The organism is Candidatus Pantoea bituminis (assembly GCF_018842675.1).
Lineage (GTDB): Bacteria > Pseudomonadota > Gammaproteobacteria > Enterobacterales > Enterobacteriaceae > Pantoea > Pantoea phytostimulans.
The window spans coordinates 177240-194110 of the sequence record NZ_JAGTWO010000004.1; the positions used below are offsets into that span (position 1 = coordinate 177240).

The 16871-nt window shown below is 52.6% G+C and carries 10 protein-coding genes and 5 pseudogenes; 8 read left to right on the forward strand and 7 right to left on the reverse strand.

All coding sequences use genetic code 11. The features are described from left to right. Window positions 1-175 precede the first annotated feature (175 nt). From glpE to malQ, 4 genes are all read left to right on the forward strand, one after another. Entirely contained in the window at window positions 176-502 is a 327-nt protein-coding gene (glpE, locus tag KQP84_RS04440; protein WP_215845374.1) for a thiosulfate sulfurtransferase GlpE, read from the forward strand. 32 nt (window positions 503-534) lie between these two features. Continuing rightward, window positions 535-1365 carry a rhomboid family intramembrane serine protease GlpG gene (glpG, locus tag KQP84_RS04445; RefSeq protein WP_215845375.1) on the forward strand — a complete coding sequence of 277 codons (831 nt, stop codon included), beginning with the start codon at window positions 535-537 and terminating at the stop codon, window positions 1363-1365. 41 nt (window positions 1366-1406) lie between these two features. Next, window positions 1407-2165, forward strand: coding sequence for a DeoR/GlpR family transcriptional regulator (locus KQP84_RS04450; RefSeq protein WP_215845376.1), 759 nt, complete (start codon window positions 1407-1409; stop codon window positions 2163-2165). 247 nt (window positions 2166-2412) lie between these two features. Further along, window positions 2413-4482 carry a 4-alpha-glucanotransferase gene (gene malQ, locus KQP84_RS04455; RefSeq protein ID WP_215845377.1) on the forward strand — a complete coding sequence of 690 codons (2070 nt, stop codon included), beginning with the start codon at window positions 2413-2415 and terminating at the stop codon, window positions 4480-4482. A gap of 51 nt (window positions 4483-4533) precedes the next feature. Here the strand turns inward: malQ and nfuA are convergent, their stop codons facing one another. Together nfuA and gntX are read right to left on the reverse strand one after the other, a co-directional pair. Further along, window positions 4534-5109, reverse strand: a complete 576-nt coding sequence (gene nfuA, locus KQP84_RS04460; RefSeq protein ID WP_215845378.1) for a Fe-S biogenesis protein NfuA — start codon at window positions 5107-5109, stop codon at window positions 4534-4536. Between the two features lie 58 nt (window positions 5110-5167). Then, on the reverse strand, window positions 5168-5848 hold the full coding sequence (gntX, locus tag KQP84_RS04465) for a DNA utilization protein GntX (protein ID WP_215845379.1): 681 nt from the start codon (window positions 5846-5848) through the stop codon (window positions 5168-5170). A gap of 34 nt (window positions 5849-5882) precedes the next feature. Here gntX and bioH point away from each other — a divergent pair, with 34 nt between their 5' ends. Further along, window positions 5883-6659 carry a pimeloyl-ACP methyl ester esterase BioH gene (bioH, locus tag KQP84_RS04470; protein WP_215845380.1) on the forward strand — a complete coding sequence of 259 codons (777 nt, stop codon included), beginning with the start codon at window positions 5883-5885 and terminating at the stop codon, window positions 6657-6659. Window positions 6660-6956: 297 nt separating this feature from the next. Next, window positions 6957-7225: pseudogene (locus KQP84_RS04475) on the forward strand (YdgH/BhsA/McbA family protein). Here the strand turns inward: KQP84_RS04475 and KQP84_RS04480 are convergent. From KQP84_RS04480 to yjbE, 4 genes and pseudogenes are all read right to left on the reverse strand, one after another. After that, window positions 7226-8912, reverse strand: a pseudogene (locus tag KQP84_RS04480) (alpha-amylase family glycosyl hydrolase). Window positions 8913-9220: 308 nt separating this feature from the next. Further along, window positions 9221-11541 (reverse strand): annotated as a pseudogene (locus KQP84_RS04485) (Tex family protein). A gap of 107 nt (window positions 11542-11648) precedes the next feature. Beyond that, window positions 11649-12121, reverse strand: a pseudogene (gene greB / locus KQP84_RS04490) (transcription elongation factor GreB). Window positions 12122-12279: 158 nt separating this feature from the next. Continuing rightward, window positions 12280-12525, reverse strand: coding sequence for an exopolysaccharide production protein YjbE (gene yjbE / locus KQP84_RS04495; protein ID WP_215845381.1), 246 nt, complete (start codon window positions 12523-12525; stop codon window positions 12280-12282). A gap of 541 nt (window positions 12526-13066) precedes the next feature. Between yjbE and ompR the strand changes: the two genes are divergently transcribed. Both ompR and envZ read left to right on the forward strand, forming a co-directional pair. Beyond that, window positions 13067-13786, forward strand: a complete 720-nt coding sequence (gene ompR, locus KQP84_RS04500) for an osmolarity response regulator transcription factor OmpR (RefSeq protein WP_001157751.1) — start codon at window positions 13067-13069, stop codon at window positions 13784-13786. Further along, window positions 13783-15144 carry a two-component system sensor histidine kinase EnvZ gene (gene envZ / locus KQP84_RS04505; protein WP_215845382.1) on the forward strand — a complete coding sequence of 454 codons (1362 nt, stop codon included), beginning with the start codon at window positions 13783-13785 and terminating at the stop codon, window positions 15142-15144. Before ompR ends, envZ begins: the two co-directional genes overlap by 4 nt. A 34-nt stretch (window positions 15145-15178) precedes the next feature. Here envZ and pckA read toward each other — a convergent pair. Beyond that, a pseudogene (gene pckA, locus KQP84_RS04510) lies at window positions 15179-16797 on the reverse strand (phosphoenolpyruvate carboxykinase (ATP)). Window positions 16798-16871 lie beyond the last annotated feature (74 nt).

The window sequence follows — 16871 nt, forward strand, 5'->3', positions numbered from 1 at the left end:
TAATAATCGTAAACCAACATTGATGCCAGCTTTTAACCCGGTAAAAACATTTTTGCGTGATATAGCTAACATTCTGAACGTGAAAAAAATACAAGTCCGCAGTGTTTGTCAGGTTATTGGCGCTAATTCTCGGGTTACACTAAGCGCTAATTGTGACGCAGTAATGAGAGACACCATGGAAACCTTCGAATGTATTGATGTTCAGCAGGCACAGGCGCAGCTGGAGCAGGGCGCGCTGCTGGTGGATATACGCGATCCACAAAGTTTCGCGCTTGGCCACGCTGCGGGAGCCTTGCACCTGTCAAACAGCAACCTCAACGCCTTTATTGCGGATGCCGATCAAACATTACCGGTGTTGGTGATGTGTTATCACGGCAACAGCAGCAAAAGCGCAGCACAATATTTGTTGAGTCAGGGATTTGCGGCGGCTTATAGCATTGATGGCGGTTTTGATGCCTGGCGTGCTGCTTTCCCGATGCAGGTCGCTAACGGCAGCGTTTAAACAGCACATCGTCACATGGAGAGTTACGTATCATGCGCATTACCCAATTCAACCAGCCGCGCATGGCGCAGGCGTTCGTCGATTACATGGCAACGCGCGGCGTTACGCTGCGTATTGAGCACGAAAGCCATTACGTCATCATGTTGGATGATGAAAGCAAACTGTCGATGGTCGAAAACGAACTTCAACAGTTTGTGCACGATCCGAATCATCCACGGTATCGAGCAGCCAGTTGGCACAGCGGCAAAACCGACAGCGGTTTGCGCTATGAGCGCACTAACTTCTGGGCGAATATCCGCGAGCGAGCGGGGCCGCTAACGCTTACTGGAATGGTGGTCTGTATTGCGGTGTTTATTCTGATGCAGATCGTTGGCGACCGTACCGTAATGTACTGGCTCGCCTGGCCAGATGGCCCGGATCAATATCTGGAAGTGTGGCGTTGGTTCAGCCACGCCTTTTTGCATTTTTCGCTGCTGCACATTTTGTTCAACCTGATGTGGTGGTGGTATCTCGGCGGCGCCGTCGAAAAACGGCTAGGCAGCGGTAAGCTGTTTGTCATCCTGCTGATTTCCGCCCTGCTTAGTGGCTGGATGCAGGCTAAATTCAGCGGTATCTGGTTTGGTGGTTTGTCGGGTGTGGTTTACGCCTTGATGGGATATTGCTGGCTACGCGGCGAACGCGATCCCGACAGCGGTATTTACCTCGAACGAGGTTTGATTGGATTCGCCCTTGTCTGGCTAGTGATTGGCTGGTTTGGCGCATTGGGTCTGGCCATTGCCAACGCGGCGCACGTTGCCGGTTTAGTGGTGGGATTAGCCATGGCTTTTGTTGATACGCGCAAAACAAAGCGCCGTCAGGCGTAATAAAAAGAACAGCGGCCACTGGCCGAAAACAGGAGAGCAATGTGAAGCAGACGCAACGTCATGACGCCATTATCGATCTGGTTCGGCGCCAGGGTTATGTCAGTACCGAAGAGCTGGTCGATCACTTCGAAGTGAGCCCGCAAACCATTCGTCGCGATTTGAACGACCTTGCCGATCAAAACAAAATTCAACGCCATCATGGTGGCGCGGCGCTGCCTTCCAGCTCTGAAAATACCGCCTGGCAAGATCGTAAAATGATGTTGTCGGAAGAAAAAGCGCGTATTGCTCAGCGTGTTGCTAGCCAGATCCCGGACGGCGCTACGCTGTTTATCGACATCGGTACCACGCCGGAAGCGGTAGCGCATGCGCTACTCAACCATAACGATTTGCGGGTTGTGACCAACAACCTTAACGTAGCGATGCTGTTAATGGGCAAACCTGATTTCCGGGTGATTATTGCGGGTGGCGAAGTGCGCACCCGCGACGGTGCGGTCATGGGTGAAGCCACGCTGGACTTCATTTCGCAGTTCCGCCTCGATTACGGCATTCTCGGTATCAGCGGCATTGATATGGATGGCTCGCTGCTGGAGTTTGATTATCATGAAGTCCGTACCAAGCGTGCCATCATTGAGAACTCACGCTGCGTCATGCTGGTGGTGGATCACTCTAAATTCGGTCGCAACGCGATGGTTAATCTGGGCAATATGAGCCTGCTCGATTATCTCTACACTGACCAAGCGCCACCTGCCAGCGTATTAAAAGTGATTGAACAACACGAAGTTCACCTCGAACTCTGCTAATCCCCTCAGCGCCAGCATAATGCTGGCGTTTTTCTTTGATTACTGTCGCTTTTTTTGCACTCGCGTCTTTACTTAACTCTTCGCTGGCTCGTTGTGGTCAGCTCGTGCGCATGCCGGTTTCGCGTAACCTCCAACGGATTCAGAAGGGAGTGATATGTCGCTGCAAAATCTCGAAAAAGCACATTTTGAAGCCGCTCTAATCCATCAATGGCAACACTCAAAGCACGCTAAATGCTAAGGAGCGGCGATGAAAGAAAATGCACTTGATAAGGCAGCGCGTGCTGCTGGAATTTCGCTGGAATATATCAATGCCAAAGGTCAACCCGAAGCGATCAGCGATGAAACCAAACGCGCTTTACTGGCGGTGATGGATAACCCCGATAAAGGCAAAAAAACGCCCTTACCGCCGGTTGCGGTATTCAGTGGTAGTCGCAAACGTCAGCTGACACCGCAAGGGCGGGGCGAGTATCACTGGCAGCTGCGCAGTGAAGCAGGGAAGAAGTTTGAGGGAACACTTGTTGGCGGTGAACTTTTTACCCTGCCTTCGCCGCTCGGACAGGGTTATCACCAGCTGACACTTAGCAAGGGCAAGCAGCAATGGCAAACGCGTATTATCGTTACGCCGCGCCGTTGTTATCTGCCGCCAGCACTGCGTGACGGTGAAAAGCGTTGGGGCGCGCTGGTGCAGTTATATACCGTGCGCTCAGCTAAAAACTGGGGTATCGGCGATTTCGGTGATTTACAGCAGTTGGTGCAACAGCTTGCTGCAAACGGCGGCGACTTTGTAGGGTTGAATCCACTGCATGCGCTCTATCCCGCCAGTCCCGACTTCGCCAGCCCTTACAGTCCTTCTTCACGACGCTGGCTGAACATCATCTATATCGACGTGTCGCAAGTGGTGGATTTCCAGCAGAGCGCGGCGGCACAAAAGTGGTGGAAAAGCGCCAAAACACAGCGTGCGCTGGCTGAAGCCCGTGAAAATGATTTGGTTGATTACGAGGCGGTGATGGCGCTGAAACTGACGGCGCTGCGCCATGCGTGGACAGAATTTCAGCCACGTGATGAAGAAAATGAAGAGAAGCGCGCCTTTGCGGCTTTCGTGCGTGAAGGCGGAGATAGCCTACGTTATCAGGCGGTATACGAAGGTGTGCAGGCAGAGCGTCGTGCAGGCAATGCACAGCATTGGGGCTGGCCGGCCTGGCCAGAAGGGTGGCGCAACAGCCAGCTTCCTGACGTGCAACATTGGTGTGAACAGAATGAAGATGAAATCGCTTTCTGGCAATGGCTGCAATTTTTGGCGCAGCAACAGTTTTCCCAATGCTGGCAAGTCAGTCAGACATTGGGCATGAGCGTTGGGCTGTACCGGGATTTAGCCGTTGGCGTGGCGGAAGGCAGCGCGGAAACCTGGCACGACCCGGAGCTCTATCGCCTGAAAGCTTCCATCGGCGCGCCGCCCGATCGGCTGGGGCCGCTGGGTCAATATTGGGGATTACCGCCGATGGATCCGCATGTGATGAAAGCGCGGGGTTATCAGCCGTTTATCGATATGCTGCGCGCTAATATGCGCGATTGTGGGGCGCTGCGTATTGATCACGTCATGTCGCTACTGCGGCTCTGGTGGGTGCCCGCTGGAGAAACCGCGGATAAAGGCGCTTACGTCGCCTATCCCGTAGACGATTTGCTGGGCATTTTAGCGCTGGAAAGCCAGCGCTTGCGCTGCATGGTGATTGGAGAAGATCTTGGCACCGTGCCGAAAGAGATTATCAGCCTGCTGCGCAACAGCGGTATTTTCTCCTGGAAGGTACTGTGGTTTGAACAACAGCGCGACGGGGAGTATCGCTCACCCGAGGAATATCCACGGCAGTCGATCTCCAGCGCCAGCACCCACGATCTGCCGACGTTAAGCGGTTTTTGGGATGCCGGTGATTTGCAGTTGGGCGAAAAGATAGGTTTGTATCCCGCTGACGCGGTGCAGCCGCTGCATGAACAGCGAACGGCGCAGAAACAGGCGCTGCTGAATGCGCTGCATAAAGCGGGATCACTGCCGGCACGCAGTGCAAAACAGGCAGATAAATTAGCGATGTCGCCGCAGCTTAATCAGGCGATTCATCGATTTTTGGCCGATACCCAAAGTGCATTACTGGGATTGCAGCCGGAAGATTGGTTGGGAATGACCACGCCGGTCAATGTGCCGGGCACGGTTGAGCAATATCCCAACTGGCGACGCAAATTGACGCAGCCGTTAGAGGAAATCTTTGCGGATAAAGAGGTGCAGAAATTGCTGAAAACGGTGAGTCAGCGACGTAAAGCGAACTGAAAATGAAAGCGCGACAGCTAAACTGTCGCGCTTAATGATCGTTAAATCTGATCAGTAATAAGAGTGTTCGCCACGCTGGTGTTCGGTCAGATCACGCACGCCTTTTAACTCTGGGAAAGCCGCCAGCAGCTCTTTCTCAATGCCATCTTTCAGCGTCACGTCGATCATTGAACAGCCGTTACAGCCGCCGCCAAATTGCAGAATCGCATAACCATCTTCAGTAATTTCCATCAATGAAACCTGGCCACCGTGACCGGCGAGCTGCGGGTTGATCTGCGCCTGCAGCAGGTATTCAACGCGCTCAATCATCGGCGCATCGTCAGAGACTTTACGCATTTTGGCGTTTGGCGCTTTCAGCGTTAACTGCGAACCGAGGTTATCGGTAACGAAGTCAATTTCGGCATCTTCTAAATAAGGTTTGCTCAGCTCGTCTACATAGGCAGAAAGTTTTTCGAACTTGAGTTCGGTATCAGTAGATTCAACGGCATCTGGCGGGCAGTAGGAAACACCGCACTCCGCTGTTGGCGTACCCGGGTTAATCACGAATACGCGAATCTGGGTGCCGTCTTCTTGTTTGGACAGCAGTTTTGAAAAGTGCTCTTGGGCAGAATCAGTAATTCGGATCATGTCGATTGCTCAATAGTTGACTAATTTAGTTGGTTATAATACGCCCATCACGGATGCTCTACAAGGTACGGCACAGGCACCAAACCTGCACACTGGCCGCGCCCTGCGCCAGTAAAAAACGGCTGATTTCTTCTACCGTGCTGCCTGTGGTGATCACATCGTCGATAAGGGCGATATGGCGTCCGCGTACCGCAATTTCAAGACCGAATGCACCTCGCAAATTGGTGCGGCGCTGCTTTGCGCTGAGTTGATGCTGCAATGCGCCTTGATAATGACGCCGCAAGCCTTGGCTAAATTCACATCCCAGCCAGCGCGCCAGCGGTTGAGCTAACAGGGCAGTTTGATTGTAACCACGCTGCCAGCCACGTCGATGATGCAGCGGCACGCACAGCAGCAAATCGGGCCGCGTGAGTAAGCGTGTGCGGTATGCATACAACCAGCTTAGCAAAAGCAGCCGCGCCAGCATCACCTTGAGTGCGGTAACGCGAGAAAATTTCAGCTGATGTATCCAGTGACTCAGCGGCGCGTGATAGCCGGTAACGCACACCAAGGCTTGCCACGCGGGCGGCTCACGCAGGCATCGGCCACAAGGCGAACGCAGGGAGGAAGCGGGTAATCCACAGCGCGGGCAAAGCATGGGCAGCTTCGGTAAACCGCGTAAGCAGCAACTGCAAATACCGTGATGGGCAAAACGCAGCGGTAATGCGCATAGCCAACAAAGGGCGGGCATTGGTAGCATAGCGACCTCCTTATCAATTTTGGGATAGTAACTGATGACGTCGCTTTACTGGCACACCTGCGGAGAAGGGGATGCAGATCTTGTGCTGCTGCACGGCTGGGGACTGAATGCGGAAGTGTGGCAAAGCATTGTTCCGCGGCTCAGTGCACAATTTCGCCTGCATCTGGTGGATCTGCCGGGATATGGCCGCAGTCAGGGTTTTTCCGCGCTAACGTTGGATGAGATGGTGCAACAGCTGCTGCCGTTGCTGCCGCCACGCGCTGTGGTGCTGGGTTGGTCATTAGGCGGCTTAGTAGCGACGCAGCTAGCATTAACTGCGCCGGAGCGGCTACGTGCGTTGATTACCGTTGCCTCCTCACCTTGTTTTACCGCCAACGATGAATGGCCAGGCATCAAACCAGAAACGCTTCAGAGCTTTCAACAGCAGTTGAGTCATAATTTTCAACGCACTGTTGAACGATTTTTAGCGCTGCAGACGCTGGGAAGTGAAAGCGCACGCGCCGACGCACGTCAGCTCAAAGAGATTGTATTGTCGCAACCGATGCCCGCAGTAGAGGTGCTTGAAGGTGGACTGGAGATTCTGCATCACGTGGATCTGCGCAGCGCATTACCTGAGATTAATGTGCCGTTCCTGCGCCTTTACGGATCGCTGGATGGCCTGGTGCCGCGCCGTATTGCGCAGCCGCTAGACGACGCGCTGCCCGCGTCACCTTCTATCGTGATGGAGAAGGCGTCCCATGCTCCTTTTATTTCCCATCCCGACACTTTCGTTCAACATATCCTGTGTTTCATCAAAGATTTGCCGACATAACGTGTTACAAAACTGGCAAAATCGCAGGTAGCGGCAATACTTCATTCGTGAGCACAGCCGCTGCACTTATACCCTAAATAATTCGAATTGCAGGAAGGCGGCAATGAAGTGAATCGCGATGCACTGACTAAAGTCAGTGATTCGGGTGAGCGAGAACAGCCAACGCGCCTGCAGTTCGAAATATGAAGAGTATTTATATGTGAATAGTCATGGATTGGACTATGCCGTTCCATATTGCCTTATCGCATTTTGCGGCTGCTTACATCTCAACAATGGATAATGAATGAGGGTAAACAAATGAAGGTTATGAAATGGGTTTTGGCTTCAGTGATGATGAGTGCCGTTTCGTTTTCTGCTCTGGCGGCTAAAGAAGTAACCAAAGAAGATGTGCAGAAAATGAATCTTGAGAAAATTGCTACGGTAACCACTACGGCAGAAACCACTTCGCCGATGGATGCAAAAAAGAACTCTCTAAAATGGCTGACGAAAAGGGTGGTCGCTATTATCTGGTGATTGCGGGTCGTGAACATGGCAAATTCAGCGCCGTTGCTGACGTCTATAAATAATTAACCTCGTAGCCACATAAACTGCCAGGCATCCAGCGTTAAAGGCTGGGTGCCTTCTATTTTTCCCCGCTGATTACGTCCTGCAATGTACGTGCCTCTGGCAAACGCGTTTCTACTTTTCGACTGCTGAGATTGAACACGCACAGTAAACCCGCTTCGCTATCAGGCAGATGGCGTTTCAGCACCAGTAAAGCATTTTCACTGTCGAACAGCGTCATGGCGTTATCGGGATGAAAGGCGGGTTGGCGTCGGCGCAACTGAATCAGCTGGCTGAGTTGGGTATAAACCTGCTGCCGCAACCAGTCGCCACCCACCAGCGCCGATTCGATCTCGTGCAAATCATACTTTTGACGATTGATGGCGCGGTTATGACCTGCTGCCCGCACGCCGTCGTAATCATTTCGCGACCCCAACATGCTTTGAATGTAGATCGCCGGCACGCCAGGAAATGCCAATAAAATAGCGTGTGCCAGCAGGAAGCGTTTGAGGCGAGTTTCGTCGTTATCTTCCTGACGATTCAACGCATCGAGATAGGTAACATTGATTTCATAGGGGCTGGTGGTGCCATCAGCATTGTTTTTATACGAGACCAAGGCGCCTTCCAGTGCCAGATCGCGCACCAGCGCTACGATCTCTATCTCCGTCAAAATGCCACGAGCTGGGTTCAAACCAATCCCATCATGCGAAGCCAGAAAGTTAAAAAAGTTGTACCGCGATGACTTAAATCGAGCGTGCCAGCCCACTGACGCAGCGCACGACCTGAGCCAGAATGGATCGCATGCAGCACCAGTGGCGGGAGTGAAAATTGATACACCATCTGCGCTTCATCTTGGCCGTTACCGAGATAGCTGATGTTATCTTTATGCGGCACGTTAGTTTCAGTGATGATCACCGTGCCTGGCGCGACCACATTGGAAATTGCACGGAACAGCTTAACCAGTTGATGCGTTTTTTCCAGATGGATGCAGTTGGTGCCAGGTGTTTTCCACATATAGCCCACCGCGTCCAGCCGCACGTAATCGGCACCGCGCGCCAAATAATCGAGCAGGACATTCACCATACGGATCAATACTTCGGGATTGGCGAAATTGAGATCGATTTGGTCGGCGCTGAAAGTGGTCCAAATGTAGCGTGTTTCGCCATCCGCCATCTCAAACGGTGTGAGCAATGGTGACGTTCGTGGCCGCGTTACGGCGCTGAGATCGGTGGCGGGCGGCATGCTGATAAAGAAGTTGTCCCAACCGGGATCCTGCGCCAGGAAGTGTTTAAACCACGCACTGTGCGCCGACATATGGTTGCAGACGAAATCAAACATCAACCGGGTTTCCTGATGCAGCGTGGCGACATCCGACCATTCGCCACACAGCGGGTTAACCTGGTGATAATCAATCACTGAAAAACCATCGTCGGAAGAGTAAGGAAAAAATGGCAGCAGATGCACCAGCGGAAAAGTGGATTGCAGATGCTGCTGATAAAAGTGTGAGAAACTGCTGAGCGTAGGTTTATCCGGCTCGCGAAACTGATCGGCGTAGGTAATTAACACCACATCCTGTTCATCCCAATGCGCTTTTCGCGGCAACTTTACTGCGTCGCGCGCCTCGGCAATATTGGCAAGCAGGCGCTCACGCGAGGCCTGTGGAAAGGTGTCAGCATAAATCTTATCGATTAAAGCAGTGATCGTTTCCATCGCAAATTGGGTGCCACAGCAGGTGTTGTTTTTATGACAGGCGTGTTTTTAGCGTAGTGTGCTAGCGAGGATTTTCCACTTCGGCAATGAGATTTGGGTTGGATTGGGTGTTGGAATTGTCCCCCACCTCGGTCCTTTATTGTGCGGGGTCGTTTGTCCCCACCTCGGTCCTCCCCCATACATGGGGAGGAAGACGCTGCAACATGCGAATTCGGTGTCAACATGTGGCAGCGTCGCCTTCCCCGTAAAGCGGGAGAAGGCGGGGATGGGGGACAAACGGCGTTAATCTAACAAGGCTTCCGATGCGACTACTTCTTACCGAAAGCCGCCGCTAATGCATCACCCATTGCGCTATTACCCGCCGGCGAGTTGGCAGGACGTGAGCGTCCTTTTGCCGCCGCTGGTCGAGCGTTTTCACGCGGTGCGCTGCGGTTACTGCTGCGCGCATTGCTTTCACCTGGCTGCTCATCAAGACGCATGGTCAGCGCGATACGTTTGCGCTGCAAATCCACTTCCATCACTTTCACTTTAACGATATCACCGGCTTTGACCACCTTGTGAGGATCGTCCACGAACTTGTCGGAAAGCGAAGAGATATGCACTAAACCATCCTGATGGACGCCAATATCAACGAAAGCGCCAAAGTTGGTCACGTTGGTTACTGCGCCTTCCAGCACCATGCCTGGCATCAAATCGTTCAGGGTTTCAACGCCCTCAGCAAACTGCGCTGTTTTAAACTCTGGACGGGGATCGCGGCCCGGTTTTTCCAACTCTTTAATGATGTCAGTGACGGTCGGCAGACCAAACCGCGCATCGGTAAAATCCACGGCTTTGATGTCGCGCAGGCCAGATGGATTTCCCATCAGATCGCTCAGCGCTTGCTCAGTGGCGGCCAGAATGCGCTCCACCACGGGATAGGCTTCCGGGTGAACCGTTGAAGCATCAAGCGGATTGTCGCCATGATTAATGCGCAAGAATCCTGCACATTGCTCAAAGGCTTTCGGCCCTAAACGGCTGACTTTCAACAGCTGTTGACGGTTTTGGAAACGGCCATTTTCATCACGCCAGCTGACAATGTTTTGCGCCATCATGCGTGTCAAACCCGCTACACGAGTGAGCAGCGGCACCGAAGCCGTATTCAGGTCAACGCCTACGGCGTTCACGCAATCTTCTACTACGGCGTCCAGCTTTTTCGCTAACTGACTTTGGCTGACGTCATGTTGATACTGACCGACACCAATCGATTTCGGATCAATCTTCACCAACTCAGCCAGCGGATCTTGCAAACGGCGAGCGATGGAAACCGCACCACGAATGGACACATCTAAATCAGGAACTCCAACGCCGCCAGTTCTGATGCGGAATAGACGGATGCACCCGCTTCGCTGACGATCACTTTCTGTGCGGTGATGTGTGGAAACTGTTTTTGTACGTCCAGGAAGAAGCGTTCGGTCTCACGTGAAGCGGTGCCATTACCAATCGCCACCAGTTCAACCTGATGTTTCGCACAAAGCGCGGCAACAGCGGCAGCGGCTTTCGCGGTCTGGCCGGTATGGGGATAAATCGTATCAGTCGCGACCAGCTTGCCGGTGGCATCAACAACCGCCACTTTCACACCCGTACGCAGGCCTGGATCAAGGCCCATGGTGGAACGCATACCTGCGGGCGCAGCCATCAGCAGGTCATGCATGTTGCGGGCAAACACATTGATGGCTTCGTCTTCTGCGCGCTCGCGCACCGTGCCCATCAATTCTGTTTCAAGGTGCAGCATCACTTTGATGCGCCACGTCCAGCTCACCACCGCTTTGCGCCAGGTATCGGCTGGCGCGTTATTCAATCGCAGGTTTAGGTGCTCAGCAATTAGCGTTTCGCCGTGGCTTTCACGTGGGGCTTCGTCAAACTGTGGATCGGCATTCAGCGACAGCTGTAATACGCCTTCATTACGTCCACGCAGCATCGCCAGTGCCCGGTGTGAAGGTACGCTGTTTAGCGCTTCATGATGATCGAAATAGTCACGGAATTTTGCACCCGCTTCTTCTTTACCTTCGACCACGCGTGAGACCAGATGCGCATTTTTCCACAGGTAATTACGCACTTTAGCCAACAGCGTGGCGTCTTCAGCGAAGCGTTCCATCAAAATATAGCGTGCGCCATCCAGCGCAGCACGAACATCTGCGACGCCTTTGTCGGCATCAACGTAACCTGCGGCTAACTGCTCAGGATCGTGAGAAGGATCTTGCCATAAAGTCTCAGCCAGCGGCGTCAGCCCGGCTTCAATCGCTATCTGCCCACGCGTACGGCGCTTGGGTTTATAAGGCAGGTAAAGGTCTTCGAGTTCGGTTTTGCTGAGCGTGGTGTTGATGGATTTAGCGAGGTCGTCGGTGAGTTTACCCTGCTCATCAATCGATTTAAGAATCGACTGGCGGCGCTCTTCCAGTTCACGCAGATAGCTGAGGCGGGTTTCCAGCTGGCGCAGTTGGGTATCATCCAATCCGCCGGTCACCTCTTTACGATAACGTGCAATAAACGGCACGGTATTCCCTTCGTCCAACAGGCGAACGGCGGCATCAACTTGCTCTGCTCGCGCCTGCAGCTCACTTGCAATTATGTGGCTCAGCGTATCTTTCATCATCATCAACTGTCTTGCTTACAGGGTTAAGAAATAGCGGACAGTTATACGGATTGATGGTTGAAATTGCCAGCGATGCGGGCGGCTTTAGGCGATATTCTGAATCGCTATTCCAGATAATTAATTTCGTTGACGTACCACAACGCGGGGCCGATTGGCGTCTCTACCGTTGCGGCATCACCGACCTCTTTTTTCAGCAACGCGCGCGCCATTGGGGAGTCGATAGAGATGTAATCTTTGCGGCCAAAAATCTCGTCGTAACCGACGATACGAAAGCGTTTCGTCTCACCGGCATCATTCTCAACTTCTACCCACGCGCCAAAAAGACTTTGCCATCCTGCTGCGGTGAATAATCTACGATGCGTAACTGCTCAATGCTTTTGGTGAGATAACGGACTCGACGATCAATTTCACGCAGGCGTTTTTTGTTGTATTGATAATCAGCGTTTTCGCTGCGATCGCCCAAGCTGGCGGCCCAGGTCACTTTCTTAGTAACTTCGGGTCGCTCTTCGCGCCAGAGATAATCGAGTTCAGCTTTCAGCTGGTTAAAGCCTTCGCGGGTAATAAGTCGGGTTTTCATACAGCAGCAGCCAAAAGTGTCTAAAGAAGCGCAGTGTAAAACAAATGCGGGCTGGCAAAAAGAGTCGGGGAAAGGGTTTTTAAAGGTTAAAAACCCACGTTGACTTCCCCGGTGGCGAAACTGGCTAACACAGAAAGGGTATTCTAAACGTTGTTAAATTATTTTCCGGCCTGAGTCGACGTGGTGGTTGATGTGCCATTACCGTGGCCATCACCGCCGCCGCCCGCGGTTGCGAGCGCAACGCCAAACAGTGCGGCTACTGCACCCACGCCAATAGCGTTTGAGTTCCCTTGTGCCGTGGTCGACGCTTGTGCACCTGCGGCTTCACCTGTTGCCGTAGCGGCAAAAACCGGGTTAACACTGGTCAGCGCCAGCGCACTCAGCAGTAATACGATTTTTTTCATAGTTTTATCCCCGTAATGACATCGCAAAGCGTGATGCCAATGCAGTCTGAGTGAAATTATTCAGGGCGAAAAGATGGCTTTACTGATTGATTTATTGGGCTTTAACCGATATTGGTCTTGAAGGGCAAGGCGTTGAAATTAATCCGAGAGGGAAATGTGAATAAGCGCTAATTAGCGGGATTTTATGCTGATATTTTGCTTCAGAAGTGGCTTAAATGGAGTTCACAGGGATCGAAAGCTCGCGTTTAAGTCAAATTATCTGCTAACTCGCTGAATTTCATGCTCGAATAAAAATCGGCTTCATTATGGCGCCAGTGAATCAAAGAAAATTTGGCGAAATTTCGGAATTGTTGGAAACATCTCAACCCGCTGTTAAACGAGCTTTTTACGCTCCAGCGAAGCGGTAAATTTAAATATAACCTCCTGTTTAATATGCTTTGTAACAATTTCGGCTAGAATATAAACCATTAATGACTGTCACTATAAGGCATGTTTTTTTAACAATATCGGTTCAGGCAATAGCGCCTTTGGGAGTACAAAAATGCAAGAGAACTACAAAATTCTGGTCGTGGATGATGATATGCGTTTGCGCGCGCTGCTCGAACGCTATCTCACCGAGCAGGGCTTTCAGGTGCGCAGTGTCGCTAACGCCGAACAGATGGATCGTTTGTTAACCCGCGAATCTTTTCACCTGATGGTGCTGGATTTAATGCTGCCGGGCGAAGATGGTTTGTCGATCTGCCGCCGTTTGCGCAGCCAAAGTAATCCAATGCCGATCATTATGGTGACGGCAAAAGGGGAAGAGGTTGATCGCATCGTTGGATTAGAAATTGGCGCGGATGACTACATTCCAAAACCGTTTAATCCACGTGAATTGCTGGCGCGTATTCGTGCTGTGCTGCGTCGTCAGGCCAACGAATTGCCGGGCGCGCCTTCGCAGGAAGAAGCCGTTATCGCCTTTGGTAAATTCAAGCTGAACCTGGGTACGCGCGAAATGTTCCGTGAAGATGAGCCGATGCCATTAACCAGCGGTGAGTTTGCAGTACTGAAAGCGCTGGTGAGCCACCCGCGTGAACCGCTATCGCGTGATAAGTTGATGAACCTGGCGCGTGGCCGTGAATACAGCGCCATGGAACGTTCTATCGACGTACAAATCTCCCGCCTGCGCCGCATGGTGGAAGAAGATCCGGCGCACCCGCGCTATATCCAGACCGTTTGGGGTTTGGGCTACGTCTTTGTGCCGGACGGCAGTAAAGCATGAGGCGGCTGCGCTTCTCGCCCCGCAGTTCTTTTGCCCGCACTTTGCTGTTGATCGTTACCTTGCTGTTTGTCAGCCTGGTAACGACCTATCTGGTGGTGCTTAACTTCGCCATTCTGCCAAGTTTGCAGCAGTTCAATAAAGTCCTCGCTTACGAAGTTCGTATGTTGATGACAGACCGATTGCAGCTGGAAGATGGAACGCAGTTAGAAGTGCCACCGGCGTTTCGTCGGGAAATCTATCGCGAGCTGGGTATTTCGCTCTACACCAACGCGGCAGCAGAGGAGAGCGGATTGCGTTGGGCGCAGCACTATGAATTTCTCAGTGAACAAATGGGCCAGCAACTCGGTGGTCCAACCGATGTGCGGGTTGAAGTTAACAAAAATTCGCCGGTCGTGTGGCTGAAAACCTGGCTGTCGCCCGATATCTGGGTGCGTGTGCCGCTGACCGAGATCCATCAAGGCGACTTCTCGCCACTGTTCCGTTACACCTTAGCCATCATGCTGCTGGCGATTGGCGGCGCCTGGCTGTTTATTCGTATTCAGAACCGACCCTTGGTCGATTTGGAACACGCCGCGTTGCAGGTGGGTAAAGGCATGATTCCGCCGCCGCTGCGCGAATATGGCGCTTCAGAAGTGCGTTCGGTGACGCGTGCTTTTAACCAAATGGCGGCGGGCGTGAAGCAGCTGGCTGACGATCGCACATTACTGATGGCGGGTGTCAGCCACGATCTACGTACGCCGCTGACGCGTATTCGTCTCGCAACCGAGATGATGAGCGAGCAGGATGGTTACCTTGCCGAGTCGATTAACAAAGACATCGAAGAGTGTAATGCCATCATCGAACAGTTCATCGACTACCTTCGCACGGGTCAGGAGATGCAAACCGAGCGCGCCGATTTGAACAGCGTGTTAGGTGAAGTGGTCGCAGCAGAAAGCGGCTACGAGCGCGAGATTGAAAATGCGGTGATGCCAGAAGAGCTGATGCTCAATATCAACCCACTTTCGATTAAGCGTGCATTAGCGAATCTGGTGGTGAATGCGGCACGCTATGGCAACGGCTGGATAAAAGTGAGTAGTGGCCATGAACTGCATCGCGCGTGGTTTCAGGTTGAAGATGATGGTCCAGGCATTAAGCCCGATCAGCTTGCGCATCTGTTCCAGCCCTTTGTACGCGGTGACAGTGCACGCAGCACCAGCGGCACCGGTTTAGGCTTAGCGATTGTACAGCGCATTATTGATGCGCATCAGGGTTCACTGGAAATTGGTGAAAGCGAACGCGGGGGATTACGCATTCGAGCCTGGTTGCCGTTAGTCGAAACACCCGCTCCGGCCGTCACCAGCCTGAGCGTACCAAGCTAAATCAGGCGCGGCAATGATCGCCGCGCCTCTGCTTTTAGCGTTGTGGACCCGCGTTTACCAATGCGGCGCCTGCCGCGTTATCGGTATATTTCTCGAAGTTAACAATAAAGCGCTGCGCCAGATCCTGCGCGGCTTCATGCCATTTCTCTTCGCTTTCCCAACTGCTGCGGGGATCCAGCTTCGAGGCATCCAGATCACCCAAGCTTTTCGGCATCTGCAGATTGAAAATCGGCAGTGTTTCAGTGGGTGCATCATCCAGCTCGCCGGCCAAAATCGCGTTGATGATGGCGCGGGTATCTTTCAGCGAGATGCGTTTACCGCTGCCGTTCCAGCCGGTATTGACCAGATAAGCCTGGGCGCCCGCGGCTTCCATGCGCTTCACCAGCACCTCAGCGTACTGAGTGGGATGCAACATCAGAAAGGCGGCACCAAAACAAGCAGAGAAGGTGGGTGTCGGCTGCGTGACGCCGCGTTCCGTACCCGCCAGCTTAGCGGTAAAGCCAGAAAGGAAGTGATACTGCGTTTGCTCTGGCGTTAAGCGCGAAACGGCTGGCAGAACGCCGAAGGCATCAGCCGTCAGGAAGATCACTTTCTTTGCGTGTCCCGCTTTAGATACGGGTTGAACGATGTTGTCGATGTGATTGATCGGGTAGGAGACGCGGGTATTCTCCGTTTTGCTGCCGTCGGCATAGTCCACGCTGCCATCGGCGCGTACCACCACGTTTTCCAGCAAGGCATTGCGGCGAATAGCACGGTAAATTTCCGGCTCGGCCTGCTCAGAAAGGTTGATGGTTTTGGCGTAGCAACCCCTTCGAAGTTAAACACGCCGTCATCATCCCAGCCATGTTCATCATCACCAATCAGTTGGCGATCAGGATCGGTCGACAGCGTCGTTTTACCGGTACCGGAAAGACCAAAGAACACCGCTACATCGCCCGCTTTGCCGACGTTTGCCGAACAGTGCATAGAAGCAATACCCTTGAGTGGCAGCAGATAGTTCATTACCGCAAACAGGCCTTTCTTCATCTCGCCACCGTACCAGCTTCCGCCAATCAGTTGCATGCGTTCAGTGAGATTGAAAGCAATGAAATTCTCAGAGTTCAGGCCCTGTTCTTGCCAGTTTGGATTGGTACATTTAGCGCCATTCATGACCACGAAATCGGGCTTAAAGGTCGCCAATTCCTCTTCATTTGGCTGAATGAACATGTTCTTAACAAAGTGCGCTTGCCACGCGACTTCGGTAATAAAGCGTACGCTTAAACGTGAATCGGGGTTGGCACCACAAAAGGCATCAATGACAAATAAACGTTTCCCGGACAGCTGCTGCGTGACACAGGTTTTCAACGCTTGCCAGGTTTCCTGAGAAAGCGGCTGGTTGTCATTTTTGCCGGTTCCCTGATCGTTCCACCACAGGGTATCGCGCGTGGTGTCATCACGAACGATGTACTTATCCTTGGGCGAGCGACCGGTGAAAATACCCGTATCCACCGCAATTGCGCCGCTGTGCGTCAGGGTGCCACGTTCAAAACCTTCGAGTTCCGGGCGAGTCTCTTCCTGAAATAGCGTGTCGTAATCAGGGTTATAAACCACTTCCGTAGTATCAATGATGCCCATGTCGGCAAGGTCTTGCGAGGTCAGGCCGTTAACGCGCATTTTACTGCTCCTCAAATCAGTATCTGTTCTGCAAAGGCAGAGAAAGGTTGGAGTCATGCAGTTTTCATGCCGTC